Annotated in this window: 23 protein-coding genes; 17 read left to right on the top strand and 6 right to left on the bottom strand. The window is 73.9% G+C overall.

The features are described 5' to 3' along the window. Positions 1-156: 156 nt before the first annotated feature. Together AB0946_RS00060 and AB0946_RS00065 are read right to left on the bottom strand one after the other, a co-directional pair. A complete protein-coding gene (locus tag AB0946_RS00060) occupies positions 157-435 on the bottom strand; it encodes a hypothetical protein (RefSeq protein WP_366758356.1) in 279 nt (92 codons plus the stop codon). Positions 436-468: 33 nt separating this feature from the next. After that, the gene (locus AB0946_RS00065) at positions 469-1,260 is read right to left on the bottom strand and encodes a PspA/IM30 family protein (RefSeq protein ID WP_171157028.1); all 792 of its coding nucleotides are present in this window, start codon (positions 1,258-1,260) and stop codon (positions 469-471) included. A gap of 254 nt (positions 1,261-1,514) precedes the next feature. Between AB0946_RS00065 and AB0946_RS00070 the strand changes: the two genes are divergently transcribed. From AB0946_RS00070 to AB0946_RS00080, 3 genes are all read left to right on the top strand, one after another. Beyond that, positions 1,515-2,144 carry a DUF3043 domain-containing protein gene (locus AB0946_RS00070; protein WP_366758357.1) on the top strand — a complete coding sequence of 210 codons (630 nt, stop codon included), beginning with the start codon at positions 1,515-1,517 and terminating at the stop codon, positions 2,142-2,144. A gap of 83 nt (positions 2,145-2,227) precedes the next feature. After that, a complete protein-coding gene (locus AB0946_RS00075; RefSeq protein WP_366759105.1) occupies positions 2,228-2,929 on the top strand; it encodes a methyltransferase domain-containing protein in 702 nt (233 codons plus the stop codon). A 56-nt stretch (positions 2,930-2,985) separates the two neighbouring features. Then, positions 2,986-4,065, top strand: a complete 1,080-nt coding sequence (locus AB0946_RS00080) for a trypsin-like peptidase domain-containing protein (RefSeq protein ID WP_366758358.1) — start codon at positions 2,986-2,988, stop codon at positions 4,063-4,065. A gap of 36 nt (positions 4,066-4,101) precedes the next feature. Here AB0946_RS00080 and AB0946_RS00085 read toward each other — a convergent pair whose 3' ends face one another. Further along, entirely contained in the window at positions 4,102-4,311 is a 210-nt protein-coding gene (locus AB0946_RS00085) for a hypothetical protein (RefSeq protein ID WP_366758359.1), read from the bottom strand. Between the two features lie 142 nt (positions 4,312-4,453). On the opposite strand from AB0946_RS00085, the gene AB0946_RS00090 reads away from it, so the two are divergent. After that, positions 4,454-5,656 carry a bifunctional adenosylcobinamide kinase/adenosylcobinamide-phosphate guanylyltransferase gene (locus AB0946_RS00090; RefSeq protein WP_366758360.1) on the top strand — a complete coding sequence of 401 codons (1,203 nt, stop codon included), beginning with the start codon at positions 4,454-4,456 and terminating at the stop codon, positions 5,654-5,656. 7 nt (positions 5,657-5,663) lie between these two features. On the opposite strand, the gene AB0946_RS00095 is transcribed toward AB0946_RS00090, so the two are convergent. Further along, a complete protein-coding gene (locus AB0946_RS00095) occupies positions 5,664-6,647 on the bottom strand; it encodes a class I SAM-dependent methyltransferase (protein ID WP_366758361.1) in 984 nt (327 codons plus the stop codon). Between the two features lie 134 nt (positions 6,648-6,781). Between AB0946_RS00095 and cobT the strand changes: the two genes are divergently transcribed. The 3 genes from cobT to AB0946_RS00110 all read left to right on the top strand — a co-directional run bounded on the left by cobT (position 6,782) and on the right by AB0946_RS00110 (position 10,548). Then, a complete protein-coding gene (gene cobT / locus AB0946_RS00100; protein WP_366758362.1) occupies positions 6,782-7,882 on the top strand; it encodes a nicotinate-nucleotide--dimethylbenzimidazole phosphoribosyltransferase in 1,101 nt (366 codons plus the stop codon). Between the two features lie 64 nt (positions 7,883-7,946). Next, a complete protein-coding gene (locus AB0946_RS00105; protein WP_366758363.1) occupies positions 7,947-9,743 on the top strand; it encodes a phosphatidylglycerol lysyltransferase domain-containing protein in 1,797 nt (598 codons plus the stop codon). A gap of 70 nt (positions 9,744-9,813) precedes the next feature. Beyond that, positions 9,814-10,548: a hypothetical protein gene (locus tag AB0946_RS00110; RefSeq protein WP_366759106.1), complete on the top strand. Its 735-nt coding sequence runs from the start codon at positions 9,814-9,816 to the stop codon at positions 10,546-10,548. Here AB0946_RS00110 and AB0946_RS00115 read toward each other — a convergent pair. Further along, positions 10,488-11,252, bottom strand: a complete 765-nt coding sequence (locus tag AB0946_RS00115) for a hypothetical protein (RefSeq protein WP_366758364.1) — start codon at positions 11,250-11,252, stop codon at positions 10,488-10,490. The genes AB0946_RS00110 and AB0946_RS00115 overlap by 61 nt on opposite strands. Before the next feature lie 660 nt (positions 11,253-11,912). Here AB0946_RS00115 and AB0946_RS00120 point away from each other — a divergent pair. From AB0946_RS00120 to AB0946_RS00160, 9 genes are all read left to right on the top strand, one after another. Next, a complete protein-coding gene (locus AB0946_RS00120; protein WP_366758365.1) occupies positions 11,913-12,734 on the top strand; it encodes an adenosylcobinamide-GDP ribazoletransferase in 822 nt (273 codons plus the stop codon). A gap of 207 nt (positions 12,735-12,941) precedes the next feature. Next, complete coding sequence (locus AB0946_RS00125; RefSeq protein WP_366758367.1) at positions 12,942-14,495, top strand: leucyl aminopeptidase; 1,554 nt, start codon at positions 12,942-12,944, stop codon at positions 14,493-14,495. Positions 14,496-14,774: 279 nt separating this feature from the next. Beyond that, positions 14,775-16,163 carry a dihydrolipoyl dehydrogenase gene (lpdA, locus tag AB0946_RS00130; protein WP_366758368.1) on the top strand — a complete coding sequence of 463 codons (1,389 nt, stop codon included), beginning with the start codon at positions 14,775-14,777 and terminating at the stop codon, positions 16,161-16,163. A 61-nt stretch (positions 16,164-16,224) separates the two neighbouring features. Then, positions 16,225-18,096, top strand: a complete 1,872-nt coding sequence (sucB, locus tag AB0946_RS00135; RefSeq protein WP_366758369.1) for a 2-oxoglutarate dehydrogenase, E2 component, dihydrolipoamide succinyltransferase — start codon at positions 16,225-16,227, stop codon at positions 18,094-18,096. A gap of 174 nt (positions 18,097-18,270) precedes the next feature. Next, positions 18,271-18,894 carry a GntR family transcriptional regulator gene (locus tag AB0946_RS00140; RefSeq protein ID WP_366758370.1) on the top strand — a complete coding sequence of 208 codons (624 nt, stop codon included), beginning with the start codon at positions 18,271-18,273 and terminating at the stop codon, positions 18,892-18,894. A gap of 284 nt (positions 18,895-19,178) precedes the next feature. Next, positions 19,179-21,881: a pyruvate dehydrogenase (acetyl-transferring), homodimeric type gene (aceE, locus tag AB0946_RS00145; RefSeq protein ID WP_366758371.1), complete on the top strand. Its 2,703-nt coding sequence runs from the start codon at positions 19,179-19,181 to the stop codon at positions 21,879-21,881. A gap of 61 nt (positions 21,882-21,942) precedes the next feature. Then, positions 21,943-22,926 carry a WYL domain-containing protein gene (locus tag AB0946_RS00150; RefSeq protein ID WP_366758372.1) on the top strand — a complete coding sequence of 328 codons (984 nt, stop codon included), beginning with the start codon at positions 21,943-21,945 and terminating at the stop codon, positions 22,924-22,926. Between the two features lie 102 nt (positions 22,927-23,028). Further along, entirely contained in the window at positions 23,029-23,547 is a 519-nt protein-coding gene (locus AB0946_RS00155) for a DUF4240 domain-containing protein (RefSeq protein ID WP_366759107.1), read from the top strand. A gap of 661 nt (positions 23,548-24,208) precedes the next feature. After that, positions 24,209-25,393, top strand: a complete 1,185-nt coding sequence (locus tag AB0946_RS00160) for a MarP family serine protease (protein WP_366758373.1) — start codon at positions 24,209-24,211, stop codon at positions 25,391-25,393. 12 nt (positions 25,394-25,405) lie between these two features. Here AB0946_RS00160 and AB0946_RS00165 read toward each other — a convergent pair whose 3' ends face one another. Beyond that, positions 25,406-25,894, bottom strand: a complete 489-nt coding sequence (locus AB0946_RS00165) for a GNAT family N-acetyltransferase (protein ID WP_366758374.1) — start codon at positions 25,892-25,894, stop codon at positions 25,406-25,408. A 74-nt stretch (positions 25,895-25,968) separates the two neighbouring features. On the opposite strand from AB0946_RS00165, the gene AB0946_RS00170 reads away from it, so the two are divergent. Beyond that, on the top strand, positions 25,969-26,865 hold the full coding sequence (locus tag AB0946_RS00170; RefSeq protein WP_366758375.1) for a TIGR01777 family oxidoreductase: 897 nt from the start codon (positions 25,969-25,971) through the stop codon (positions 26,863-26,865). The last annotated feature ends 33 nt before the right edge of the window (positions 26,866-26,898 follow it).

The raw sequence follows: 26,898 nt of genomic DNA on the forward strand, positions 1-26,898 counted from the left end.
AGTACGGGCCCCTCACCGCTCACCGGCAGGGCGCCGGCCACTCGCGGTACCCGGAGGGCTCCCGAAGGGGCGCGGGGAACCGCGCCACCAGCCGCGGACCAGCCGCGCGATGCCCGGGGCCATCAGGTACCCCGCCCCCCCAGGGGACCGTCGGCGTCAGCCGGGGATCAGCCCGTCGTCGCCGAGCAGCTCCCGGACCTCCTCCAGCGTCGCGTCCGGCGACGGGAGGATCAGTTCCGAGGGTTCCAGCGCGTCGTCCGGCAGCGGGGTGCCGAGGCGGCGGACGGAGTCGAGGAGGGCGCCGAGCGTGCGCCGGAAGCCCTCCTCGTCGCCGCTCCGCACCTCCTCCAGCAGCTCGTCGTCCAGCTTGTTCAGCTCCACGACGTGGGAGTCGTCCAGCGTCACCTGGCCCTCCCCCATGATCCGTACGATCACGTCGGCCTCCTCGGCTCGGGCCCCGGCGCCGGGCTACTGCTTGTCGAAGCGCGGGGTGTCCTGCGGCTGCTGCTGGGACTGTCCCTGACCGGTGCCGCCCTCGATGGCCTGCTGCGGGGAGCCCCCGGCCAGCTCGGCCTTCATGCGCTGCAGTTCCAGCTCTACATCCGTACCACCGGAGAGCCGGTCCAGCTCGGCCTGGATGTCGTCCTTGTGCATGCCGGACGGGTCGTCCAGGGCGCCCGAGGCGAGCAGTTCGTCGATGGCGCCGGCCCGGGCCTGGAGCTGGGCGGTCTTGTCCTCGGCGCGCTGGATGGCGAGGCCGACGTCGCCCATCTCCTCGGAGATGCCCGAGAAGGCCTCGCCGATGCGGGTCTGGGCCTGGGCCGCGGTGTAGGTGGCCTTGATGGTCTCCTTCCGCGTACGGAAGGCGTCCACCTTGGCCTGGAGGCGCTGGGCCGCCAGGGTGAGCTTCTCCTCCTCGCCCTGGAGGGTCGCGTGCTGGGTCTCGAGGTCGGTGACCTGCTGCTGGAGGGCCGCGCGGCGGGACAGCGCCTCGCGGGCCAGGTCCTCACGGCCGAGCGCGAGTGCCTTGCGGCCCTGGTCCTCCAGCTTGGAGGACTGCTGCTGCAGCTGGTTGAGCTGGAGTTCCAGGCGCTTGCGGGACGTGGCCACGTCGGCGACGCCACGGCGGACCTTCTGGAGCAGCTCCAGCTGCTTCTGGTACGAGTAATCGAGGGTCTCGCGCGGGTCCTCGGCCCGGTCAAGGGCCTTGTTCGCCTTCGCGCGGAAGATCATCCCCATACGCTTCATGACACCGCTCATGGGCTTCGCGCGCCCCCTTCTGACGGACTCCAGCTCACAGAACCTGCGACAGGACCCACAGTACGGGCCCCGCTTCCATTACCGCACTGTTCGCGGGGTGATGCGCTCATCCCCGAGGACGACTGCGGACCGTTCCGCTCCGGCGTAGGGAGTAGGTGATCCACCCTGATGCCGCCGGAAGCCCTCTGTGTGTCCCCTCTGTCCCCCTAGAGACGTCCGGTGTTGCCGGATCGTTCCCCACCGGGCTGGGGTCCATGCCGGTGCAGCCCTTACCCTTGGGTTTTGTGTTCCGTAGCCGTGCCAAGGAAGAGAAGGCCCCGACCGCCGACAAGGCGCCGGTGACCCTCTCCAAGCAGCCCCGCGACCCGCAGGCCCCGAAGGGCAGGCCCACTCCCAAGCGCAGTGAGGCCCAGTCCCAGCGCCGCAGCGTCGCCCGTACGCCGACGAACCGCAAGGAGGCCGCGAAGCGCCAGCGCGAGGAGCGGCGCCAAGCCCTGGAGCGGCAGCGCCAGGCGCTGGCCAGCGGCGACGAGCGGTACCTGCCGGCCCGGGACAAGGGCCCGGTGCGCAAGTTCGCCCGGAACTGGGTGGACTCCCGGTTCAACGTGGCGGAGTTCTTCCTGCCGCTGGCGGTGGTCATCCTCGTGCTGAGCGTGGTGCGGGTGCCCGCGATCCAGAGCGTCGCGCTGCTGCTGTGGCTGATCGTGATCGTGCTGATCGTGCTGGACGCGGCGGTCAGCGGCTTCCGGCTGAAGAAGCGGCTCCAGGAGCGCTTCCCGGACGAGAACAAGCGCGGTGCGGTCGCCTACGCCCTGATGCGGTCCCTGCAGATGCGCCGGCTCCGGCTGCCGAAGCCGCAGGTCAAGCGCGGAGAGCGGCCCTGAGCGCTGACGCTTTCACCGGGGGCGCGGCCGACGCGTGGCTGAACGGGCTGGGCGGCCTGCGGGACGTCGTGCGCCAGGAGCTGGTGGCCCGGCAGCTGGACGAGCAGATAGCCGGACGGTTCCCGGTCGGGCAACGGCTGCGGGTGCTGGACGTGGGGATGGGCCAGGGCACGCAGGCGCTGCGGCTGGCCCGGCTCGGCCACCACGTGACCGGGGTCGAGCAGGACGCGACGATGATCGCCGCCGCGCGGGACGCCGTGGCCCGGGAACCGGAGGGCATCCGGGAGCGGGTGCGGCTGGTGCAGGGCGACGGGCGGGACACCGGTGTGCACTTCCTGCCGGGCAGCTTCGACGTGGTGCTGTGCCACGGCGTGCTGATGTACGTCGAGGAGCCGGACCCGCTGGTGGCGGGGCTGGCCCGGGTGCTGGCGCCCGGCGGTCTGCTCTCCCTCCTGGTCCGCAACGGCGACGCGCTCGCCATGCGCCCGGGGCTGTCCGGGGACTGGTCGTCGGCCCTGGCCGCCTTCGACACCACCTCTTATCGCAACCGCCTCGGCCTGGAGGTGAGGGCCGACCGGCTCGCGGCCCTCACCGCCACGCTCGACGGCATCGCCGCCCCGCTGCACGCCTGGTACGGCGTCCGGGTCTTCACGGACACGGCGGCGGACGGCGCGGCGCTCCCGGACGACCTGGAGACCCTGCTCGCGGTCGAGGAGCGGGCCGGGCGCACGGACCCCTACCGCGGGGTGGCGGCGCTGCTGCACCTGTGCGGGGTACGCGGCTGAGCACGTTCGGGGGAACAGCGCGGGACGGGTGATCACCGCGCGGTGAGACTCGGGACATGGACGCTTCCCGTACCCGCGCGCACCGGCTCCGCAGGGCGGTCCCGGCCGCCGCGCTGGTGTGCTGCGCGGCCCTCGCCGCCGGCTGCACCGCCCCCGCCGCGCAGGCCGGACGGGACACCGCGGCGGCCACCCGGGCGGCGCTGCCGGCGGCCGCGGACGACCTGCAGAGCCAGTACCAGAAGGTGATCCGCGAGGTCCTGCCGTCGGTCGTGCAGATTCAGGCGAGCCGGGACCTGGGCTCCGGGGTGGTGTACGACGACAAGGGGCACATCGTCACCAACGCGCACGTGGTCGGGTCGGAGAAGACCTTCCAGGTGACCACGGCCAACAGCGAGGAACCGCTCACCGCGAGCCTGGTCTACTCCTACCCCGAGCAGGATCTCGCCGTGGTCCGGCTGGACAGGGTGCCGGGCGGGCTGAAGCCGGCGGTGTTCGGGGAGTCCGAGAAGGTGCAGGTCGGCCAGATCGTGCTGGCCATGGGGTCGCCGCTCGGGCTGTCGTCCAGCGTGACCCAGGGCATCGTCTCCGCGACCGGACGGACCGTCAGCGAGGGCGACTCGGGCGGCGGCACGGGCGCGACGATCGCGAACATGGTGCAGACCTCGGCCGCGATCAACCCCGGCAACAGCGGCGGCGCCCTGGTCGACCTCACGGGGCGGGTGATCGGCATCCCGACGCTCGCGGCGGCCGACCCGACCTTCGGCAACGGCGCGGCGCCCGGCATCGGGTTCGCGATCCCGGCGTCCATGGTGCGGACGGTCGCCGGCCAGATCGTCCGGGAGGGGAAGGTCGTCGAGTCCGGGCGGGCGGCCCTCGACATCACCGCGCGGACGGTCGTGGACGACCGCTACCAGCCGATCGGGGTGGCGGTGGTCACCGCCCGCGCCGGCGGCGCGGCCGACCGGGCGGGCCTGCGCGCCGGCGACATCATCACCGCGGTGGGTGACCGGCCCGTCACCACCGTCACCTCACTGGCCGAGGCGCTGGCGGACGACAAGCCGGGCCGGCGCACCACGGTCACCTACCAGCGGGACGGCACCGAGAGGACGGTCGAGGTGACACTGGGCCAGCAGTGAGGAGGGCGGTCCCTCCTCACCCCGTTCACGGCCGGGTCACGCGTCGGCGTGCAGGCTCATCGGGCCGTAGATCTCGGCCGTCTCCTCGAACAGCCGCACCTGGTCGGCCCCGCCGTCCAGCAGCGCCTTCCAGTGCTCCCCGATCCAGGACTCGGCATCTCCCTGCGTGGTGAACTCCTCGGGCTGCACCGCCGGCTGGACCTCCGTCCCGTCGGCCTTCTCGAACCGCCACGTCCATGCCGTCATCTGGGCCTCCTTTGATCCAACACCTGCCCCCGCAGCGTATGCGCTCCGCCGGGTCGGCCGTTAGGGCCTCTCGTTCGGATCAGGCCGGATCATCCGGGTGGCCGGTCGCGCGGGACGTCGGGGGGCAGGCGAAAATCGGTCCGTGGAAGTAACTCTGCTCGGTACCGGTGCCCCGGCGGGACTGCCTCGCCCCGACTGTTCCTGTGCCGTGTGCGCGACCGCGCTCGGTCCGGACGCGCGGGCCGCGACCGCGGCGCTCGTGGACGGGACGCTGCTGCTGGACCTGACACCGGGCGCGGCGTTCGCGGCGGCCCGCGCCGGGCAGTCGCTGGGCGGGGTACGGCAGGTGCTGCTGTCGCACCCGCACGACGGTCCGGCGGTGGAGGTCCCGGCCGGTCTGCCGCAGCCCGGCCGGGTGCCGGACGGGAGGGAGCTGGCGCTGCTGACGGGCCATCGGGTGCGGGCCGTGGCGATGGACGCGGGCGGCACCGGGTACGCGGTGACCGGGCCGGACGGGCAGCGGCTGCTGTACCTGCCGCCGGGCGGGGCGCCGGCGGGGCTGGAGGGGGCGACGGCGGAGTCGTACGACATGCTCCTCGCGGACGTCGTGGGCCGGCCCGACGCGCTCGCCCGGCTCCGCGCGGTCGGCTCGGTCGGCCCCACGACGGATGTGCTCGCCGTCCACCTGGACCACGACGTGCCGCCCGGCGCGGAGTTGCGGCGCCGGCTCGCGGCGGCGGGGGCGCGGGCGGTGCCGGACGGTACGACGCTGGTGGTGGGGGCGTACGAGGAGGTGCCGGACGTGCCGCGGCGGACGCTGGTGCTGGGCGGGGCACGCTCGGGCAAGTCGGTGGAGGCGGAGCGTCGGCTGGAGACGTTCCCGGAGGTGCTGTACGTGGCGACGGGCGGCACGCGGGGCGGGGACACCGAGTGGGCGGCCCGGGTGGCCGTGCACCGGGAGCGGCGGCCGGGGTCGTGGCGCACGGCGGAGACGACGGACCTGGTGCCGGTGCTGGCGCAGGACGGGCCGCCGGTGCTGATCGACTGTCTGTCGCTGTGGCTGACGGACGTGATGGATTCCGTGGGGGCGTGGGACGACGCGGAGTGGGCGGGCGGGGGCGAGAAGGCGCTGCGGGAGCGGGTGCGGGAGCTGACGGCCGCGGTGCGGGGCACCCGTCGGACCGTGGTGGCGGTGTCCAACGAGGTCGGCTCCGGGATCGTCCCGGCGACGGCTTCCGGCCGCCGCTACCGGGACGAACTGGGCCGGCTGAACGCGGCGTTCGCGAGCGAGTGCGAGCAGGTCCTGCTGGTGGTGGCGGGCCAGGCGCTGGTGCTGCGGGGCTGACGCCCGGTCATCCCGCGTCCTTCCGCGCCACCACCCGGTACGCGTTGGAGAACCGCGTGCGGCGGAACAGCGGAGCGCCTCCGTGGTCCAGGGCCGAGGCCAGGGACTGGACGGGGATCGCCGCCAGTTGGACGACCGGGTGGGCCTGGGCCACGGCGAGGGCGACGGCCGCCGAGAGGTCGTACGGCACGTGCGGGGTCGTACGGTCCGCGACCAGGACCGTGCAGCCCAGGGAGCGCAGTTCCGCGCGGAGGTTGGCGAGCGGCACCAGGTGCAGATGGCGCGGCTGGCCGTACGGCAGCCACCACCGGCCCAGCAGCGTGGCGAACAGGCAGCGCGGGTCCGGGACTTCGACGACCAGGTGGCCGCCGCGCCGCAACACGGTGAGCGCGGCGCGCAGTTCGGCCCGTGGGTCGGGGGCGTGCTGCAGATGGTGGAACATGCTGACGACGTCGTAGCGGGCGCGCAGGCGCGCCGCCATGCCGGGGGTCGTGAGGTAGCCGCGGTGCGCCTCCTCCACGCGCCCCTCCAGCAGCGCCTGCTCCACCCGGGCCGTCGGGTCCAGCCCGTCGAAGCTGGTGTAGGGGAAGAACTCCTTCGCCGCCTCGGGGAACCGGGCGTGGCCGGTGCCGACGTCCAGCCAGCTCTCCGGTTCCCGCAGCTCGGACAGCCGCCAGGCGGTGGTGCGGTGCCGGCGGTGCACCGCCCGGGCGGGGCGGACCCGCGCGGCGAACTCCTCCAGGTGTCTTTCGTAGAAGTCGCGGTGGAAGAAGGCGAGCCCCTCCGCGCTGAGCCGGGGGTTCTGGAAGGCGTGGCCGCAGTCCCGGCACGCGTCGAGGACGAACCTGCCCGACCGGTGCCGCAGCGGGTCGGGCGCGCGCAGCCGGGTGCGCAGGCGGGGGGAGCCGCACCAGGGGCAGTCCTCGCGGCGGGGCTCCTGGAAGGGGTCGTGGGGGGTGGTGATCTGCGGGGTGAGGGGCGAGGTCGGCATGGGCGTGCTCCCTGTGCGACATTCCGCGGCAAAGCGGAACGTATGGGATCACGCTCCGGGGTGCAAAGACGTCGTAGGGGTGTGGTGGCGATGTGGCGCGGGCGCGTTCGCCCGCTGGCGGTACTGTTCGGCGAATGAGCAGCCTTAATCTGGACGACTTCACCGATCTGATCGAGCGCCCGGACGGGGGCGTACGCCGTGACGCCGAGGCCCGGCGGGAGCGTCAGATCGTGCCGGCGGGAGCGCTGGGCCGCCTGGACGAGCTGGGCGAGTGGCTGGCCGCCGCGCGCGGCACCGTGCCGGTCCGGCCGGTCGAGCGGCCCCGGGTGGTGCTGTTCGCCGGCGACCACGGCGTCGCGGAGCTGGGCGTGTCGGCGCGGCCCGCGGGCGGCGCGGAGCAGCTGGTGCGGGCGGTGCTGGAGGGCGCGAGCCCGGTGGCCGTGCTCGCGCGCCGCCTGGAGGTGCCCGTACGGGTGGTGGACATGGCCCTGGACTGCGACCCGGCCGCCTTCCCCGCGGACGTGGTGCGGCACCGGGTGCGGCGGGGCAGCGGCCGTATCGACGTCGAGGACGCGCTCACCCCGGAGGAGGCCGAGGCGGCACTGCGGGCGGGGGTCGCGGTCGCCGACGAGGAGGCCGACTCGGGGACCGATCTGGTGGTGCTCGGCGATGTCAGCGTGGGCGGGACCACGGCGGCGGCGGTGCTGGTCGCGGCGCTGTGCGGGACCGACGCCTCCGTGGTGACCGGGCGGGGCGGCGAGGCGATCGACGACCTGGCGTGGATGCGCAAGTGCGCGGCGGTCCGGGACGCGCTGCGGCGGGCCCGGCCGGTGCTCGGGGACCAGATGCAGCTGCTGGCGGCCGTGGGCGGGGCGGACCTGGCGGCGATGACCGGGTTCCTGCTGCAGTGCGCGGTGCGGAAGCTGCCGGTGATCCTCGACGGGGTCGTGGCCGCCGCGTGCGCCCTGGTCGCGCAGCGGGTCGCGTTCCGGGCGCCGGACTGGTGGCTGGCCGGGCACGACAGCGGGGAGCCGGGGCAGGCGAAGGCGCTGGACCGGATGGCCCTGGAACCGCTGCTGGAGCAGGGGGTGCGGGTCGGCGAGGGCGTCGGCGCGCTGCTGGCGCTGCCGCTGGTGCGGTCCGCCGCCGCGCTGGCGGCGGAGCTCCCGGAGCGGCCGGAGGCCGAGGAGGAGCCGGAAGCGGAGAAGGAGCCGGCGGAGGAGAAGGACATGTGAGGCCGATGCCGCCGACGGGCTGAAAAGTGCGGTTCGCCGGAGCCGCGCCCATATGATCCTGGACATGGGAGATGTCCGGATTGCCGGTGAGCAGCGACCCGAGGCGGCGCGGACGGGCGGGCGGGCGCGGCGGTCCACCGGGGCCTCCCGGCGGGCCGCCGCGTTCGCCGTCTGGTACCTGCGGACCGTCGCCTTCATCAACTTCCTCAGCGCGGTGTGGGTCTCGCTCGGCCAGGACGTGCGCCGGCACAACCAGGATGACTTCTTCACGCCGTACCTGCTGACGGCCGGCTTCGCCTCCGGTGTGTTCACCGCCTTCCTCGCGATCACCATGCGGCGCCGCAAGCGGGCCGCGTGGATCCTCAACCTGGTGATGAGCGGGCTGTTCCTGGCGCTGTTCGCGTTCGCCATGGCGTTCCCGGAGATCCGTCGGTACCCGCAGAACTGGGTGTCCCTCGCCCTGACCGCCGCCTTCGTCGGCGCGCTGCTCGCCGGCCGCCGGGAGTTCTACGCCAAGGGCGACCGGTCCAACCCCCGGCTCGCGGCCACGGTGGCCGTCGGCGGCGGGCTGGTGGCGAGCCTCCTGGCCGGGCTGCTGGTGACGGTCACCAACCAGGCTCCGGACGCGGCCCGGTCCTCGTTCCCGGAACGCTGGCACTACGGCACCCTGCGGCTGGTGTCCGTGGCTGCCGAGGAGTCCCACTTCCCCGGGATCGACCCGCCCAACTGGGCCAACGTGGCGATCAACGTGCTCAGCACGGCCCTGGTGCTCGCCGTGTTCTACGCCGCCTTCCGGTCCCGGCGGGCCGTCGACCCGCTCACCGAGGAGGACGAGAAGCGGCTGCGCGAGCTGCTCGAGCGGCACGGCGACCGCGACTCGCTCGGCTACTTCGCGCTGCGCCGGGAGAAGAGCGTGGTGTGGTCGCCGACCGGGAAGGCCGCCGTCGCCTACCGGGTGGTCGGCGGGGTGAGTCTCGCGTCCGGGGACCCGATCGGGGACCCCGAGGCATGGCCGGGGGCGATCGCCCCGTGGCTCGCCCAGGCGCGGGCGCACGGCTGGATCCCGGCGGTCATGGGGGCGGGCGAGGAGGCCGGGACGGTCTACTGCCGGCACGGCCTGGACGCGCTGGAACTCGGGGACGAGGCGGTCGTGGAGGTCGCCGAGTTCACGCTGGAGGGCCGGGCGATGCGCACCGTCCGGCAGGCGTACAACCGGGTGAGGCGGGCCGGGTACCGGGTGCGGATCCGCCGGCACGAGGACATCCCGGTCCACGAGATGGCGCATCTGGTGGAGCGTGCCGACGACTGGCGCGACGGTGCCACCGAACGCGGCTTCAGCATGGCGCTGGGCCGGCTCGGGGACCCCGGGGACGGCCGGTGCGTGATGCTGGAGTGCACGGACGCCGAGGGACGGCTGCGGGCGCTGCTCTCCTTCGTGCCGTGGGGGCCGCACGGGCTGTCCCTGGACCTGATGCGGCGGGACCGGGACTCCGACAACGGGCTGATGGAGTTCATGGTCATCGAGCTGTTGCGACGGGCCGAGGAGATCGGGATCACGCAGGTCTCGCTCAACTTCGCGATGTTCAGATCGGTCTTCGAACGTGGCGCGCGCCTCGGCGCCGGGCCGGTGCTGAGGCTGTGGCGGTCGCTGCTCAGTTTCTTCTCGCGCTGGTGGCAGATCGAGTCGCTGTACCGCGCCAACGCCAAGTACCGGCCCATCTGGGAGCCGCGGTTCCTGCTCTTCGAGAAGAGCGCGGACCTGCCGCGCATCGGCCTCGCGTCGGCGCGCGCGGAGGGGTTCCTGGAGGCGCCGGGCCTTCCCAAGTGGCTGCACCGCAGGCACTTGGGAACGCACCGATGAGACACGTACGACGGGGGAACACTCGATGGCCACGACGCTCGGCGGGGGAACGTTCGAGGAGGGGCGTCCGATGAGGGCGCCGGCCGGCTGGGCCCGTGCCGAGTGGGGGCCGCTGTACGCCGCCGTGCGCGGGCCGCTGCGGCGCCGGGGCCCGGCGGCGGCCCCGCTGACGGTCGCGGCGGTGGGTCTGACGGCGCTGCTGCAGTACGTGCAGAACCAGCCGTGGGGCTACCGGCTGGTGCAGGACCTGGGTGCCGTACGGGCCGACGACCCGCTGTGGCTCGGCCTGCTGCGCACTCCCCTGTCGCTGTTCGTGCCCGCGCTGGACCTGCCGGTGTGGGGAGCACTGGCGCAGATCCTGCTGGTCTTCGGGATCGCCGAGCTGTGCCTGGGCTGGAAGCGGACGCTGACCATCGCCTACGTCGCCACGCTCGCCGGAACCCTGTACGCGCGCCTCGGCATCACCCTGGGCGCGCACGCCCCGTTCGGGCTGCCGTGGACCGACGGGCAGGTGGTGGACACCGGGCCCTCGGCGGCCGTCGTGGGGCTCGCGGTGTTCGTCTGCTGGCGGTACGGCGCCTATGTGACGGCGGGCGCGGTGACGCTGGCGATGGTCGTCGAGGTGCTGCTCAAGGAGAACCTGGCCGGCAAGGAGCACCTGGCCGCGCTGATGGCGGTGGGCCTGCTGTGCCTGCTGGCGGCGGCACGGCAGCGCCGCACGGCCCCGGCCGGCCGCGCCCGCGGTCAGCGGTGGCCGGGCAGGCGCGCCGGGCGGGGGTCGGGCTTGCCGCCGATCCAGTCCTGAACGGCACGGCTCGGCCGCGCCCAGCGGCGGTCGTGCCGGTAGGCGCGCAGGGCGGCCCTGGCGCGGGCGCGGGGGCGGCGGCCGTAGAAGCGGCGGGCCCACGGGGAGCCCGGGCGGGCGAGCCGGACCGCGCCGACGAGCGCGACCAGCGGCACGATCACCCCGAACAGCGCGGTGCGGGCCTTGCCCTTGTGCAGGGCGACAAGGGAGAAGAGGAAGTTCGCGACGACGTTGGAGACGACCGTGCCGCGGTCGGCCAGCTCCTGCTGGGAGAGGTCGTTGACGCCGAACGGGACGAAGCCGGCGAGCAGCAGGCCGACCAGGGCGGCGGTGAGCACGACGGCCTCGACGCTCTTGCGGCCCTCCTCGGTCCAGTAGACGTCGTCCAGATGGAGGATCAGAGCGAACTCGTCCAGGACCAGACCCGCGCCCATGCCGAACAGCACGGCCGAGACGGTCCCGCCGACGCCGTGGCGGTCGCTGGCCACCGCGCCGAAGCCGCCGACGACGGTGAGGACGACGCCGGGAACGACGTGGTGGATGTGCAGCCCGCCGGCCCTGACGTTGCCGAACGGTCCCCGGCCCGCCCGGATCAGCCGGGTGATGACCCGGGTCACGACGAAGGTCAGCACGAAGGCGGCGAGGGCCAGCAGCAACGGAAGCTTCCCCGGCTCGACGATGTTCCGCACCCACCAGCGCCCCATGTGCGCACTTTATCCCTCCGGGGGTCGGGGGGAGGGACGCGCAGTCCCTCCGGGGGTCGGGGGCGGGAGACGCAGCCCCGCGTGGGTCGGGGGAAGGGAGGCGCGCGGGGCCTGGGCTGATGGCCGGGTGGGTCGCGCGGCACAGCCACCGAGCGGGGGGCCCTTGAACCAGGCCGGTGGCCAAGGACAGGACGGACAGCGGGGGTTGCCGCTGGCCAGGGTCGGGGCCGGCCGTTGGACGGCACTCGCGGAGCGGCGGCCGGGGTGGCCCCGGAAGGCCGCTGGTGGTCGGGGTGAGGCCCGGCAGATCCGGACGCGGAACGGAGCCCCGAAGGAGGGTCGGCGGACAGGACGCACGAGGCCGGGCCGGGCCAGGGTCCGGGAAGCGGCGGGTGGCCGGGGTCGGGCCGAAGCCGCGGGTGGCCGTGTGGGACCCACACGGTGCGAACTCCGCACGCAGCCCCGGAGGACGGCCGACGGGCAGAACTCCGTGGCCGGCCGGGCCAGGGCCCGGGACGCGGCGGGTGGCTGCGGTGGCAGCCCGGCGGTTGCCGGCCGGGGTGGGACGCGGGCCGCTGGTGGCCGTGTGGGACCCGCGGGGTCGGGACTCCGCACGCGCCCCGGGGGCCGGTCGGGGCGGGCGGCGGGTAGCCTGCGCCGGTGCTCTCGTCGTCCTCCTCCTCAGCTTCCTCCCCGGCTTCCTCGTCCTCCCTCCTGGACGGACTCCGGTTCGCCTTCGGCACGCTCACCGTGCTGCCCGTGCGGGTGCACCGCTGGGACCGGGGGGCCGCGCGCGGGGGCATGGTGTGCGCGCCGGCGGCCGGGCTGGTCGTCGGCGGGTGCGCGGCCGGCCTCGGCCTGCTGCTGCTCCTCCTCGGCGCCGGCCCGCTGCTCGCCGCCGTCGCCTCGGTCGCCGTACCGGCCGCGCTGACCCGCGGGCTGCATCTCGACGGGCTCGCCGACACCGCCGACGGGCTGGGCAGCGGCAGACCCGCCGAGGACGCCCTGCGGATCATGAAGCAGTCGGACATCGGACCGTTCGGCGTGCTCACCCTCGTCCTGGTGCTGCTCGCCCAGGTCGCCGTACTGGCGCAGCTCTACGGCGGCTCCTGGGCCCGGGGTGCCCTGGCGGCCGTGGTGTCGGCGGTCGCGGCCCGCCTGGCGCTCACCCTGGCCGCCCGCGCCGGGGTGCCGGCGGCCCGCCCGGAGGGGCTGGGGGCGGCGGTGGCCGGGGTGGTCCCGAAGGGCACCGCACTGGCCGTGGCGCTCGCCGTCGTGGCGGCGGCCGGCGCGGCGGGCGCCGGCCTCGGCGGGTACGACGGCGCGCGCACCGCCCTCGCGGTGGCCGCCGCCGTCGCCGTCGCCGACCTGCTGCTGCGCAGGTGCGTCCGCAGGTTCGGCGGGGTCACCGGTGACGTGTTCGGCGCGGTCGCGGAGACGGCCGCGGTCACCGCGCTCGTGGTGCTGGCGCTGGGCCGTTAGCGCCGTGCGGCCCGGGGCCGTACGTCCCGCGCCCCTTCGGGGCACGTCGGCGACGGGCGTAGTCTCATCACGGGTGTTCGCCGACAGGGTGAAGGCCCCGGTTGCCACCAGTGCCCGGTCCTGGGCCTAGGGTCGGCTCTCGGGCCCGGTCGACCCACCCCATATCGGCCACAGCGAACTTCACATCGGAAGCGAGATTTCACCACCGTGACTGCTCTGACTCTCAGCACCGCCGCGGCGCCCGGCCTGCGGGCCGACGCGATCGTGATCGGTGTCGCCAAGGGCGCCCAGGGGCCCGTCGTCGCGCCGGGCGCCGAGGCCGTGGACATGGCGTACGACGGCAAGCTGGCCGGCGTCCTGGAGACCCTCGGCGCCTCGGGTGCCGAGGGCGAGTTGACGAAGCTGCCCGCGCCGGCCGGCTTCAAGGCCCCGCTCGTGGTGGCGGTGGGCCTGGGCGCGCAGCCCGACGGCAAGGACGGCGAGGAGGGCGGCGCCGGCTACGACGCCGAGGCGCTGCGCAAGGCCGCCGGTGTGGCCGCCCGCGCGCTCGCCGGGTCGAAGAAGGCCGTGTTCGCGCTGCCCGTGGACAGCCCCGGCGCGATCGGCGCGATCGGTGAGGGCGTCCTGCTCGGCGCGTACTCCTTCGACGCCTACAAGGGCAACGGCCAAAACGGCGGCAACGGCAAGGCCAAGAACGGCAAGGCGCCGCTGGCCGAGGCCGCGCTGCTCGGCGGCAAGCCGCGCGACGCCGCCCACAAGGGCGCGGTCGCCCGCGCGGTCGCGGTCTGCGAGGAGCTGAACCGCGCCCGCGACCTGATCAACACCCCGCCGAACGACCTCACCCCGGCCGCCTTCGCCGGCATCGCGCAGGCCGCGGCCAAGGAGCACGGCATCAAGGTGCAGGTGCTCGACGAGAAGGCCCTGGTCAAGGGCGGCTACGGCGGCATCCTCGGCGTCGGCGGCGGCTCCGCGGCCGCTCCCCGCCTGGTGAAGCTGTCGTACACGCACCCGGAGGCGGAGAAGCACCTGGCCTTCGTCGGCAAGGGCATCACCTACGACTCGGGCGGCATCTCGCTGAAGCCGGCCGGGCACAACGAGACGATGAAGTGCGACATGAGCGGTGCCGCCGCCGTGTTCGCCGCGGTCGTCGCCGCCGCGCGCCTCGACCTGCGGGTCAACGTCACCGGCTGGCTTGCGCTGGCCGAGAACATGCCGTCCGGCTCCGCCGTGCGCCCGGGTGACGTGCTGCGCATGTACAGCGGCAAGACGGTCGAGGTGCTCAACACCGACGCCGAGGGCCGGCTGGTGCTCGGCGACGCGCTGTGGGCGGCCTCGCAGGAGAACCCGGACGCGATCGTGGACGTGGCCACGCTGACCGGCGCGATGATGCTGGCGCTGGGCAGCCGGACCTTCGGTGTGATGGCCAACGACGACGCGTTCCGCTCCGCGGTGCACGAGGCGGCGGAGGAGGTCGGCGAGCCGGCCTGGCCGATGCCGCTGCCGGAGCACCTGCGCAAGGGCATGGAGTCGTCCGTGGCCGACATCGCGAACATGGGCGAGCGGATGGGCGGCGGCCTCGTCGCCGGGCTCTTCCTGCGCGAGTTCGTCGGCGAGGGGATCTCGTGGGCGCACCTCGACATCGCCGGGCCGGCGTTCAACGAGGGCGGCCCCTTCGGGTACACACCGAAGGGTGGTACGGGCACGGCGGTGCGTACGCTGGTCCGTCTCGCGGAGCTGACCGCCGCGGGTGACCTGGGCTGAGCCGCCTGACGGCCCGGTCCGGTCCGCAGCACGGCGTCCGCGGGGGCGTGGGGACTGTTCGCGCAGTTCCCCGCGCCCCCGCCCGCGCACCCGCGTCCGCCGGGGAACGTGGGACGTCTCACACACCGGCCCGGCGTCTCGATCGCCTCCGACAAGTGCGAAGATGGAGCCCGGCAGGACAGGGCCCCACCGAAGGGCCGAAGCATCAAGCGGCCGGACACCAGCCGCCCGCCGGTCAGTGACGACCGGCGCAAGGCGCACATGCATGGAGGACGTGACGTGGCGAACGACGCCAGCACCGTTTTCGACCTAGTGATCCTCGGCGGTGGTAGCGGTGGTTACGCCGCGGCCCTGCGCGGGGCGCAGCTGGGCCTGGACGTCGCCCTGATCGAGAAGGACAAGGTCGGCGGCACCTGCCTGCACCGGGGTTGCATCCCCACCAAGGCCCTGCTGCACGCGGGCGAGATCGCCGACCAGGCCCGCGAGAGCGAGCAGTTCGGCGTGAAGGCCACCTTCGAGGGCATCGACGTCCCGGCCGTCCACAAGTACAAGGACGACGTGATCTCGGGCCTGTACAAGGGTCTGCAGGGGCTCATCGCGTCCCGGAAGGTGACGTACATCGAGGGCGAGGGCCGGCTGTCCTCCCCCACCTCCGTGGACGTCAACGGCCAGCGGATCCAGGGCCGCCACGTCCTGCTGGCGACCGGCTCCGTGCCGAAGTCGCTGCCGGGCCTGGAAATCGACGGCGACCGCATCATCTCCTCCGACCACGCCCTCGTCCTGGACCGCGTGCCGAAGTCCGCGATCATCCTGGGCGGCGGTGTCATCGGCGTCGAGTTCGCCTCGGCGTGGAAGTCCTTCGGCTCGGACGTCACCATCATCGAAGGCCTGAAGCACCTCGTCCCGGTCGAGGACGAGAACAGCTCGAAGCTCCTCGAGCGCGCGTTCCGCAAGCGCGGCATCAAGTTCAACCTGGGCACCTTCTTCCAGAAGGCCGAGTACACCCAGGACGGCGTGAAGGTCACCCTGGCCGACGGCAAGGAGTTCGAGGCCGAGGTCCTGCTGGTGGCCGTCGGCCGCGGCCCGGTCTCGCAGGGCCTGGGCTACGAGGAGGCCGGGGTCGCCATGGACCGCGGCTACGTCCTCGTCGACGAGTACATGCGCACCAACGTCCCGACCATCTCCGCCGTCGGTGACCTCGTCCCGACGCTCCAGCTCGCGCACGTCGGCTTCGCCGAGGGCATCCTGGTGGCGGAGCGTCTGGCCGGTCTGAAGGTCGTCCCGGTCGACTACGACGGTGTTCCCCGGGTGACGTACTGCCAGCCGGAGGTCGCGTCCGTCGGTATCACCGAGGCCAAGGCCAAGGAGATCTACGGCGCGGACAAGGTCGTCGCTCTGAAGTACAACCTGGCGGGCAACGGAAAGAGCAAGATCCTGAAGACCGCGGGCGAGATCAAGCTCGTCCAGGTCAAGGACGGTGCCGTCGTCGGCGTCCACATGGTCGGCGACCGCATGGGCGAGCAGGTCGGCGAGGCCCAGCTGATCTACAACTGGGAGGCGCTGCCGGCCGAGGTCGCCCAGCTCATCCACGCCCACCCCACGCAGAACGAGGCGCTCGGCGAGGCCCACCTGGCCCTGGCCGGCAAGCCGCTGCACTCCCACGACTGAGCCTTCGGTCAACGGGCGCGACGACACAGACTTCCGCAATTCGTTAGGAGCAACCGAAACCATGGCGGTTTCCGTAACCCTTCCGGCGCTCGGTGAGAGCGTCACCGAGGGCACTGTCACCCGCTGGCTGAAGGCCGAGGGCGAACGCGTCGAGGCCGACGAGCCGCTGCTCGAGGTCTCGACCGACAAGGTCGACACCGAGATCCCGGCCCCCGCCTCCGGCGTGCTGGCCTCCATCAAGGTCGCCGAGGACGAGACGGTCGAGGTCGGCGCCGAGCTGGCCCTGATCGACGACGGCACGGGCGCCCCGGCCGCCGCCCCGGCCCCCGCCGCCGCCGAGGCCCCCGCCGCCGAGGCCCCGGCCCCGGCCGCCGAGCCCGCCCCCGCCCCGGCCGCCGAGGCCCCCGCCGCGCCGGCTCCGGCCCCCGCCGCCGAGGCCGCCCCGGCCGCCCCTGCCGCCCCTGCCGGTGGCGCGGAGGGCACCGACGTGGTGCTGCCCGCGCTCGGTGAGTCCGTCACCGAGGGCACCGTCACCCGCTGGCTGAAGTCGGTCGGCGACAGCGTCGAGGCCGACGAGCCGCTGCTCGAGGTCTCCACGGACAAGGTCGACACCGAGATCCCGGCGCCCGCCTCCGGTGTGCTGCTGGAGATCGTGGTGGGCGAGGACGAGACCGCCGAGGTCGGCGCCAAGCTCGCCGTCATCGGCGCGCCGGGTGCCGCCCCGGCCGCCGCTCCCGCGCCCGCTGCCCCGGCGCCCGCCGCCGCTGCCCCGGCTCCGGCTGCCGCTCCGGCCCCGGCGCCCGCCGCCCCGGCTCCGGCTGCCGCCCCGGCGCCCGCGCCCGCCGCTCCGGCCCCGGCTGCCGCTCCGGCTCCGGCTCCCGCCGCCCCGGCCCCGGCGCCCGCCGCAGCCGCTCCGGCCCCCGCGCCGGCGCCCGCCCCGGCTCCGGTCACCCCGGCGACCGCGCCGACCTCCCCGACCGCCACCCAGGCGACGGACGAGGGCGCGTACGTCACCCCGCTGGTGCGCAAGCTCGCCGCCGAGAACGGCGTCGACCTGGCCACCGTCAAGGGCACCGGCGTCGGCGGCCGTATCCGCAAGCAGGACGTCATCGCCGCCGCCGAGGCCGCGAAGGCCGCCGCCGCCGCTCCGGCTCCGGCCGCTGCCGCCGCCCCGGCCGCCAGGAAGGCGGCCCCGGCGCTGGAGGTCTCCCCCCTCCGTGGCCAGACCGTCAAGATGCCGCGCATCCGCAAGGTCATCGGCGACAACATGGTCAAGGCGCTGCACGAGCAGGCCCAGCTGTCGTCGGTCGTCGAGGTCGACGTCACCCGCCTGATGAAGCTGCGCGCCAAGGCGAAGGACTCCTTCGCGGCCCGCGAGGGCGTCAAGCTCTCCCCGATGCCGTTCTTCGTCAAGGCCGCCGCGCAGGCGCTGAAGGCCCACCCGGTCATCAACGCCAGGATCAACGAGGCCGAGGGGACCATCACCTACTTCGACACCGAGAACATCGGTATCGCGGTGGACTCCGAGAAGGGCCTGATGACCCCGGTCATCAAGAACGCCGGCGACCTCAACATCGCGGGCATCGCCAAGGCCACGGCGGAGCTGGCGGGCAAGGTCCGGGCCAGCAAGATCACCCCGGACGAGCTGTCCGGCGCGACCTTCACCATCTCCAACACCGGTTCGCGCGGCGCGCTGTTCGACACGATCATCGTGCCGCCGGGCCAGGTCGCGATCCTCGGCATCGGTGCCACGGTCAAGCGTCCGGCCGTCATCGAGACCGAGGAGGGCACGGTCATCGGCGTCCGCGACATGACGTACCTGACCCTCTCCTACGACCACCGCCTGGTCGACGGCGCCGACGCGGCCCGTTACCTGACGGCGGTCAAGGCGATCCTGGAGGCGGGCGAGTTCGAGGTCGAGCTCGGCCTGTAAGGCTTGTCCTCCCCGAACACCCCGTCCGGAGCCTGTCCGGGCGGGGTGTTCGTGTTTGCCGGCACACGGAGCGTGTAAGCCTCGTCTCACCTGCGCCAAAGCACCCCTACGCGCCCTGCCCGCGGAGCGGACCGGCCGTATTGTCTAAACGTCAGCCCTCCCTAAGGAGCCCTCATGACCGCGCCCGTCGTCCACTCGCTGCGCGAGCAGATCCGCGAGCACATCGTGGAGGGGATCGTCAGCGGGCGCTGGCAGCCGGGCGAGCGCATCGTGGAGCGCCGGATCGCCACCGAGCTGGAGGTCAGCCAGACCCCGGTCCGTGAGGCCCTGCGCGAGCTGGAGTCCCTGCGCCTGATCGAGTCGGCCCCCAACAAGGGCGTCCGGGTGCGGAACCTGACGGCGGCGGACCTGGAGGAGAGCTACCCGGTCCGGGCCGGTCTGGAGGCCATCGCGGCGGAGCTGGCGGCCGACCGCCTCGCGCAGGACTGCTCGGCGCTGGAGCCGCACGTCCTGGCGCTGTACGAGGCCGACCGGGAGGCGGACGGCACGGCTCAGGTGCGGCACACGGTGGGCTTCCACCGGGAGCTGGTCCGCGCGGCCCGCAACTCGGTGCTGCTGCACACCTGGGAGGGCCTCGGCATCGAGGTGTTCACGGCGCTGTCGATCCGCTGGCTGGGCACGGTCCAGCAGTCGTACGCGGAGGAGCACGAGGAGCTGGTCCAGGCGTTCAAGCGCCGCGACCCCCGGATCGCCGAGCTGGTGAAGGCCCATGTGCTGGGGTGCGCCCCGCGCGCCTGACCCAGTCGAGCATCCCCACGCTCACCTGCGAAAACGAGGCATATCGGCGTCACCGGGTGCCATGACCGAAGGCACCGCGTGCCGACTTTCTCCAAATCGAGAGGTTTTGGCCCTCAACCCTTTGATCGATCATCGATCAGGGAGTTACAGTCACCGACGGACGCGCGACGGAGTCGCACAACGACGCCGCCTTCGAGGTCCGCCTGCCCTGTCCTGCCAAAGACCAAGGGCACCCCCGAACCCTTACCGATGAGGGAACCCCTTCGACTGAGGAAGGCGGCGACATGACCGACCCCAACGCCATCCAGCCGAGCGCGCTCGACCAGCTCCCGGACCGCGACCCCGAGGAGACCGCCGAGTGGCAGGCCTCCCTCGACGCCGTCGCCAGGGAGGCCGGGCCGCACCGCGCCGCGTACCTGATGCGCCGCACGCTGGAGCGCGCCGAGGCGGGCGGCATCGCGCTGCCGAAGCTCCTCGAGACGGACTACGTCAACACCATCCCCACCTCCGCGGAGCCGGCGCTGCCCGGCGACCCGGAGATGGAGGCCCGGATCACCGCGTGGAACCGCTGGAACGCGGCCGCCATGGTGACCCGCGGCGCGAAGCACGGCGTCGGCGGCCACATCGCCACCTTCGCCTCCGCGGCCTGGCTGTACGAGACCGGCTTCAACCACTTCTTCAAGGGCAAGGAGGGTGACGGCTCCGGCGACCAGCTCTACATCCAGGGCCACGCCTCCCCCGGCATCTACGCCCGCGCCTTCCTCGACGGCCGGCTCGGCGAGCAGCACCTGGACAACTTCCGCCAGGAGGCCGGCGGCAACGGCCTGCCGTCGTACCCGCACCCGCGCCGTCTGCCCTGGCTGTGGGAGTTCCCGACGGTGTCGATGGGCCTCGGCCCGCTCTCCGCCATCTACCAGGCGCGCTTCAACCGCTACCTCACCAACCGCGGCATCAAGGACGTCTCCGCCTCCCACGTCTGGGCCTTCCTCGGCGACGGCGAGATGGACGAGCCGGAGTCGACGGCCGCCCTCGCCCTGGCGGCGCGTGAGGAGCTGGACAACCTCACCTTCGTCATCAACTGCAACCTGCAGCGCCTCGACGGCCCGGTCCGCGCCAACTTCAAGATCGTGCAGGAGCTGGAGGCCCAGTTCCGCGGCGCCGGCTGGAACGTGATCAAGACGCTGTGGGGCTCGGCCTGGGACGAGCTGTTCCAGCTCGACACCACGGGTGCGCTGGTACGCCGGCTGCGCGAGGTACCGGACGCGCAGGTCCAGACGTACCAGACCCGCGGCGCCGCCTACATCCGCGAGGACTTCTTCGGCAAGGACCCGGCGCTCGCCGAGATGGCGAAGCTGCTGAGCGACGACAAGATCCTCGACTGCTTCCACTTCTCCCGCGGCGGTCACGAGCCGCGCAAGGTCTACGCCGCGTACAAGGCCGCCGTCGAGCACAAGGGCGCGCCGACCGTGATCCTGGCCCAGACGGTCAAGGGCCACACCCTCGGCGAGGGCTTCGCGTCGAAGAACGCCAACCACCAGATGAAGAAGCTCTCGGTGGACGAGTTCAAGGCGATGCGCGACCGGCTCGGCCTGCCGATCAAGGACAGCGACTTCGTCGACGGCGTGGTCCCCTACGGCCACCCGGGCGCCGACTCCCCGGAGGTCCGCTACCTCCAGGAGCGCCGCGCGGCCCTCGGCGGCCCGGCCCCGGCCCGCCGCACGCACGCGCTGGCCCCGCTGCCGGCCCCCGCCGAGAAGGCGTTCGCCTCCTTCGACAAGGGCTCCGGCTCCCAGAACGTGGCCACCACCATGGCCTTCGTCCGCCTGATCAAGGACCTGGTCCGGGACAAGGAGACGGGCAGGCGCTGGGTGCCGATCGTCCCCGACGAGGCGCGCACCTTCGGCATGGAGAGCCTGTTCCCGTCCCTGGGCATCTACTCCCCCAAGGGCCAGACGTACGAGCCGGTCGACCGCGACCAGCTGATGTACTACAAGGAGGCCACGAACGGCCAGATCCTCAACGAGGGGATCACCGAGGCCGGTTCGATGGCCGACTTCATCGCCGCGTCCACCGCGTACGCGACGCACGGCGAGGCGATGATCCCGTTCTACATCTTCTACTCGATGTTCGGCTGGCAGCGCACCGCCGACCAGATGTGGCAGCTCGGCGACCAGCTCGGCCGCGGCTTCCTCGTCGGCGCGACGGCCGGCCGCACGACCCTCACCGGCGAGGGCCTGCAGCATGCCGACGGCCACTCCCCGGTCATCGCCGCGACCAACCCGGCCGCGCTGACGTACGACCCCGCGTTCGCCTACGAGATCGCGGTGATCGTCCGTGAGGGTCTGCGCCGGATGTACGGCGAGGCCAAGCCGGGCGAGGACCAGAACGTCTTCTACTACCTGACGGTCTACAACGAGCCGCTGCCCCAGCCGGCCAAGCCGCAGGGCCTCGGCATCGACGAGGGCATCGTCAAGGGCCTGTACCGCTTCAACACGGCCGAGTCCGCGGGTGTGTCCGTGCCCGCCAACGCCCCGCGCATCCAGCTGCTGGGCTCGGGCACGGCGATCCACTGGGCCCTTCAGGCGCAGAAGCTGCTGGCCGAGGAGTGGGGCGTGGCCGCGGACGTGTGGTCGGCGACCTCCTGGTCGGAGCTGCGCCGGGACGCCATGGAGGCCGACGCGGCGCTGCTGCGGGGCGAGGAGCGGGTCCCGTACGTCCGCCAGGCGCTCCAGGGCGCCGAGGGTCCGGTGCTGGCGGTCTCCGACTACATGCGCCAGGTCCCGGACCAGATCGCACAGTGGGTGGAGCAGGACTGGTCCTCGCTGGGCGCCGACGGCTTCGGTCTGTCGGACACCCGTGACGCCGCCCGCCGCCACTTCGGCGTCGACGCCCAGTCGATCGTCGTCGCGTCGCTGGCCCAGCTCGCCCGGCGCGGCGAGGTGAAGGCGACGGCGGTCAAGGAGGCCCGGGAGAAGTACGGGCTGTAGAGCACCGCGCATCATGTGAGGAGGCCCCCGCCGCGGCGGGGGCCTCTTGCATGATGTGGGCATGCGCGCCGCACGTCTGATCAAGATGGTCCTGCTCCTGCAGTCCCGGCCCGCCATGACCGCCGCCGAGCTCGCGCGTGAGCTGGAGGTGTCGGAGCGGACCGTGACGCGGGACGCGCAGGCGCTGTCGGAGGCGGGGGTGCCGGTGTACGCCGACCGGGGCCGGGCCGGTGGGTACCGGCTGGTCGGCGGGTACCGGACGCGGCTGACCGGGCTGGCCCGCAGCGAGGCGGAGGCGCTGTTCCTGAGCGGGGTGCCGGGGGCGCTCCGCGAGCTGGGGCTTCAGGACGCGGCCTCGGCGGCCCGGCTGAAGGTGTCGGCGGCGCTGCTCCCCTCGCTGCGGGACGCGCCGGACAGCGTCGCGCAGCGGTTCCACCTGGACGCCCCGGCCTGGTTCCGCGAGCCCGGGACGCCCGCGTGGCTGCCCGTGATCGCCGAGGCCGTGTGGGACGACCGGCGGGTCGAGGCCGGCTACCGGCGCGGGGACGGGACGGTCGAGCGGCGGCTCGAGCCTCACGGGCTCGTGCTGAAGGCGGGTGTCTGGTACCTGTGCGCGCGGGTCGCCGGGGCCGGCGCCTTCCGGACGTACCGGATCGACCGGTTCACCGCGGTGGCCGCACTCGACGAGCGGTTCGACCGCGATCCCGGGTTCGACCTGCCCGGCTTCTGGGCGGAGCAGGCCGAGCGGTTCGCGCGGTCGCTGCTGCGCGCGGAGGTGGTCGTGCGGCTGTCCCCCGAGGGCGTGCGCCGGCTGCCGCACACCGTCGATCCGCTCGGCGCGCGGGAGGCGCTGGCGGACGCGGGCGCCCCGGATGCCGAGGGCTGGGTGACGGTGACGCTGCCGGTGGAGTCGGAGGAGGTCGCCCACGGCCAGCTGACCGCGCTGGGACCGGAGGCGGAGGTACTGGCACCGGCGGCCCTCCGCGAACGCTGCGCGGCCGACGCGGCCCGGCTCGCCGCGCTGTACCGCCGCGCGGACGGCTGACGGCGCGAGCGGTGCGCCGTGTTGTGCCGTCGGATGGGCCGGTGGTGCGCGCCCCGTGTTCCGCGTGCGGCGCATCGGCCGAGGCCCGATGCTGGTGGCGTGATGGACGAGACGGAGTTCTGGGAGCTGATCGACGCCACCCGCGAGGCCGCCGGCGGCGATCCCGAGGAGCAGGCCGACGCGCTGGTGGAGCGGCTGCTCCAGCTGGAGCCCGATCTCGTCCTGGACTTCGCCCGTCACTTCGAGGCCCGCTACAACCGCGCCTACCGCTGGGACCTGTGGGGCGCCGCCTGGCTGCTGCTGGACGGGTGCAGCGACGACGCGTTCGACTTCTTCCGGTGCTGGCTGATCGGCCAGGGCCGGGAGGTCTTCGAGGGCGCCGTGCACGAGCCGGACGCGCTGGCCGGGCTGCTGGACGACTTCGACGAGGAGATCGACGGCGACGGCGAGGAGCTGGGGTACGCGGCGGACGAGGCGTACGAGCAGCTGACCGGCACCGTCGCGCCGGACCTGGGCATCGCCCCGGCGCCGGCCGAGCCGGAGGGCACGCCCCTGGACCTGGAGGACGACCGGGTGCTCGCGCAGCGGTTTCCCCGCCTGTGGCAGCGGTTCAGGGGGTGAGGGCGGTGCCAGGCCCTGTCGCCGGACTCCCGTGTGCGGCGCGACGCCGTGCGCGCTCCCCCACTGCCGCGCCGGGTCCCGGCCCGCGCAGCGGGCGGACGGCGGGAGTCCGCCGGCGGGGCCCAGGGGGCCGTGCGCCTGCGGGCGGCGTCCTCGGGCAGGTACGCCTGTTCCTGGCCGGGCCTGACCGCGTGGTGTGTCGGGGCCGCGTCGGCCTGGTCGAGGGCGGACGCGGTGGCGGCGGCCGGGCCGAGGAGGAGGGTCGCGACCGCGCAGACCACCGCCCAGGACCCGCGGGCGGTGCGGGCCCGGCCGGCCCGTTCCCGCACGGCCGCGCCACGGCCGTCGGCACGGACGCTGCTCATGCGCCTCACCTGTTTCCGCCTGCGATCGGATGCTGTCGTGCACGACCGTAGGCCGGACGGCTCGAAGCGGGCTGCGTGCCGCCTGTGGCCTTGTCGTGCCCCGGTGCGACCGCGCGCCCGACCGCCGCGCGTGCCCGTGATGTGCGCTGTGCCGTCTGGTGGAACCATCGTCCAGGTCCGGGTCGTTTCTGCGGGTACAGACCCACGTGGCCGGTTCCGCCGCCCGGCGGCCGCCGCGCGTGGCTGATCAGCGGACCGGTCCCGTCCGTAGAAGAGGCTGAGAGAGAGGCGGCTCGGTGGACCTGCTCGACCTGGTGCTCGTACTGGTGATCGTCGTCTACGCGGTGTCCGGTTATCGCCGTGGACTGGTGGCCGGATGTGTCTCGCTGGCCGGGTTCGTGGGCGGCGCGGCCGTCGGCGTGTGGGTGCTGCCGTGGGTGACGGGCCAGGTCGAGCGGGGCACGGCGACGGCGACGGTGCTCGCGGTGCTGACGGTGCTGATGCCGGCGGTGGTGGGGCACGAGCTGGCGGGCCGGCTGGCGCTGCGGCTGCGCGGGGAGCTGGACCGGGGGCCGCTGCGGGTGGCGGACGGGATAGGGGGCGCGGCGGCGAACTCGGTCGCGGTGCTGATCGTGGCCTGGGTGGCGGCGAGTGTGCTGAGCGCGGCCCCGTCGCAGACCCTGGCGACGGCGATACGGAACTCGACGGTGCTGGGCGCGGTGCAGGAGGCCATGCCGCGGACCACGCCCGCGTGGTTCTCGCGGGCCACGTCCGCGCTGACCGAGGCGGGCTTTCCGCAGGTGTTCAACCCGTTCGAGAACGAGTCGACGGCCCGGGTGGCCCGGCCGACCGGTGACAGCGTCACGCCTGCCGCGACGAACGCCGCCCGGCTGAGCACGGTGAAGATCGAGGGCGCCGTGGGCACGGAGGGCCGCGAGGGCAGCGGGTTCGTGTACGCGCCCCGGCGTGTGATGACCAACGCGCACGTGGTGGCCGGCATCGACCGGCCGAGCGTGCGGGTCGGCGGGGTCGGGCCGTCGTACGCGGCCCGGGTGGTGCTGTTCGACCCGGACCGGGACGTGGCGGTGCTGTACGTGCCGGATCTCAGCGCCCCGGTGCTGCGGTTCGACGGGGGTGCGCTGCGCGGGGACTCGGCGGTGGTGGCGGGCTATCCGCAGGACGGGAGCCTGAACCTCCAGGCGGCGACGGTCGGGAACCGGGTGCGGGCGACCGGCCAGAACATCTACAACGACGGCACGGTCACCCGGGAGATCTACGCGATCCGCTCCACGGTCCGGCCGGGCAACTCCGGCGGTCCGCTGCTGACCACGGACGGCCGGGTGTTCGGAGTGGTCTTCGCCCGCTCCACCTCGGACGCCGAGACGGGGTACGTGCTGACGGCGGCCGAGGTGGCGGGCGACGCCCGGCGCGCGGCCACGGCGACGGTGCCGGTCGACACGGGCGAGCTGGTCAGTTCGTAGGCACCGCGGGGCTCACAGGGCGCGGCCCATGCAGACGTCGTCGACGTACGCGCCGTCGATGAGGAACTCGCCGGGCAGCACGCCCTCGACGGCGAAGCCCTCGGACTCGTACAGCGCCCGGGCCGGGGCGTTGTGCCCGAGCACACGCAGGGTGAGGCGCCGTGCGCCGCGCCGCCGCGCCTCCTCGACGGCCGCCCTGACCAGCGCGCGTCCGACGCCCCGCCCGCGCGCCTCCTCGGCGACGGCGAAGCCCTGGATCGCCAGGACGTGCGCGTTGGAGGCGAGCGGGGTCGGGTGGGTGAGCCGGATGTAGCCCAGCACGCGCCCGTCGGCCTCGGCGACGAGGTACTCCTGCGGGGGGTGCCGCTCGTCGAAGAAGGGCTGGTACGGCGGCTGCGGCGGGGGCATCACCGCGTGCAGGGGGGACCAGGTGGCCCGGTCGAGGACGGCCAGCGGCTCCTCGTCGGCGGCATGGGCGTGGCGTATGTACGGCTCCGGCATGGTGATCACCATACGGCGGGCGATCCGGGCGTCCCCAACGGGTTTCCGGCCGGTGGTGCGGTCATGCTGGGGTCATGGAACGTTCACGTATCGCGGTGGCCGGCGCGTCCGGTCTCATCGGCAGCGCTCTGGTGCGGTCCCTGACGGCGGACGGGCACGAGGTGGTCCGGCTGGTGCGCCGGGAGCCCCGGGGCGCGGACGAGGTCCGCTGGGACCCCGGGCGCGGTCAGGTCGACGCGGCCGGGCTGACCGGGTGTGACGTGGTGGTCAACCTGGCGGGGGCCGGGGTGGGCGACCGGCGCTGGACGCCGGAGTACAAGCGGCTGCTGCGGGACAGCAGGGTGCGGGGCACGGCCGCGCTGGCGGAGGCGTCGGCCTCGCTGCCGCGGCCGCCGCGGGTGTTCGTGAACGGCAGCGCGATCGGCTTCTACGGCGACACCGGCGACCGGGTGGTGGACGAGGGTGCCCCGCCGGGCGACGGTTTCCTGTCCGCGCTGTGCGTGGAGTGGGAGGAGGCGGCGGCGCCCGTCACGGACGCCGGGGTGCGGACGGTGTTCCTGCGCACGGGTCTGGTGGTGGCCCGGGGCGGCGGGGCGTGGGGGCGGCTGTTCCCGCTGTTCCGGGCGGGGCTCGGGGGGCGGCTGGGCGACGGGCGGCAGTACTGGTCGTACATCGCGCTGCACGACGAGGTGGCCGCGATCCGGCATCTGATCGACGGTGACGGCCTGTCCGGCCCGTTCAACCTGACGGCGCCGCAGCCGCTGACGAACGCCGAGATCACGGAGGCGATGGCGCGGGTGCTGCGCCGGCCGGCGGTGTTCGCGGTGCCCGCCCCGGTGCTGCGGGCGGCGCTCGGGGAGATGGCCGGGGATGTTCTGGGCAGTCAGCGGGTGGTGCCCAGGCGGTTGCTGGAGTCGGGGTTCCGGTTCGCGTTCCCGGGCATCGACGAGGCGATCCGCGCGGCGGGGTGAGCGGACGGCGTGAACGGGTGGCGTGAGCGGGTG

The sequence above is a fragment of the Streptomyces sp. NPDC046870 genome (assembly GCF_040704595.1).
GTDB lineage: Bacteria > Actinomycetota > Actinomycetes > Streptomycetales > Streptomycetaceae > Streptomyces > Streptomyces argyrophylli.

What these genes read in the sequence shown, in the direction of transcription:
- AB0946_RS00095 (WP_366758361.1), bottom strand. Translation starts at nt 6,647, where the DNA reads ATGCCGACCTCGCCCCTCACCCCGCAGATCACCACCCCCCACGACCCC.
- AB0946_RS00155 (WP_366759107.1), top strand. Translation starts at nt 23,029, where the DNA reads ATGGACGAGACGGAGTTCTGGGAGCTGATCGACGCCACCCGCGAGGCC.
- AB0946_RS00165 (WP_366758374.1), bottom strand. Translation starts at nt 25,894, where the DNA reads ATGCCGGAGCCGTACATACGCCACGCCCATGCCGCCGACGAGGAGCCG.
- AB0946_RS00070 (WP_366758357.1), top strand. Translation starts at nt 1,515, where the DNA reads ATGCCGGTGCAGCCCTTACCCTTGGGTTTTGTGTTCCGTAGCCGTGCC.
- AB0946_RS00085 (WP_366758359.1), bottom strand. Translation starts at nt 4,311, where the DNA reads ATGACGGCATGGACGTGGCGGTTCGAGAAGGCCGACGGGACGGAGGTC.
- AB0946_RS00080 (WP_366758358.1), top strand. Translation starts at nt 2,986, where the DNA reads ATGGACGCTTCCCGTACCCGCGCGCACCGGCTCCGCAGGGCGGTCCCG.
- aceE (WP_366758371.1), top strand. Translation starts at nt 19,179, where the DNA reads ATGACCGACCCCAACGCCATCCAGCCGAGCGCGCTCGACCAGCTCCCG.
- AB0946_RS00170 (WP_366758375.1), top strand. Translation starts at nt 25,969, where the DNA reads ATGGAACGTTCACGTATCGCGGTGGCCGGCGCGTCCGGTCTCATCGGC.
- cobT (WP_366758362.1), top strand. Translation starts at nt 6,782, where the DNA reads ATGAGCAGCCTTAATCTGGACGACTTCACCGATCTGATCGAGCGCCCG.
- sucB (WP_366758369.1), top strand. Translation starts at nt 16,225, where the DNA reads ATGGCGGTTTCCGTAACCCTTCCGGCGCTCGGTGAGAGCGTCACCGAG.
- AB0946_RS00110 (WP_366759106.1), top strand. Translation starts at nt 9,814, where the DNA reads ATGAGGGCGCCGGCCGGCTGGGCCCGTGCCGAGTGGGGGCCGCTGTAC.
- AB0946_RS00065 (WP_171157028.1), bottom strand. Translation starts at nt 1,260, where the DNA reads ATGAGCGGTGTCATGAAGCGTATGGGGATGATCTTCCGCGCGAAGGCG.
- AB0946_RS00150 (WP_366758372.1), top strand. Translation starts at nt 21,943, where the DNA reads ATGCGCGCCGCACGTCTGATCAAGATGGTCCTGCTCCTGCAGTCCCGG.
- AB0946_RS00140 (WP_366758370.1), top strand. Translation starts at nt 18,271, where the DNA reads ATGACCGCGCCCGTCGTCCACTCGCTGCGCGAGCAGATCCGCGAGCAC.
- AB0946_RS00115 (WP_366758364.1), bottom strand. Translation starts at nt 11,252, where the DNA reads ATGGGGCGCTGGTGGGTGCGGAACATCGTCGAGCCGGGGAAGCTTCCG.
- AB0946_RS00105 (WP_366758363.1), top strand. Translation starts at nt 7,947, where the DNA reads ATGGGAGATGTCCGGATTGCCGGTGAGCAGCGACCCGAGGCGGCGCGG.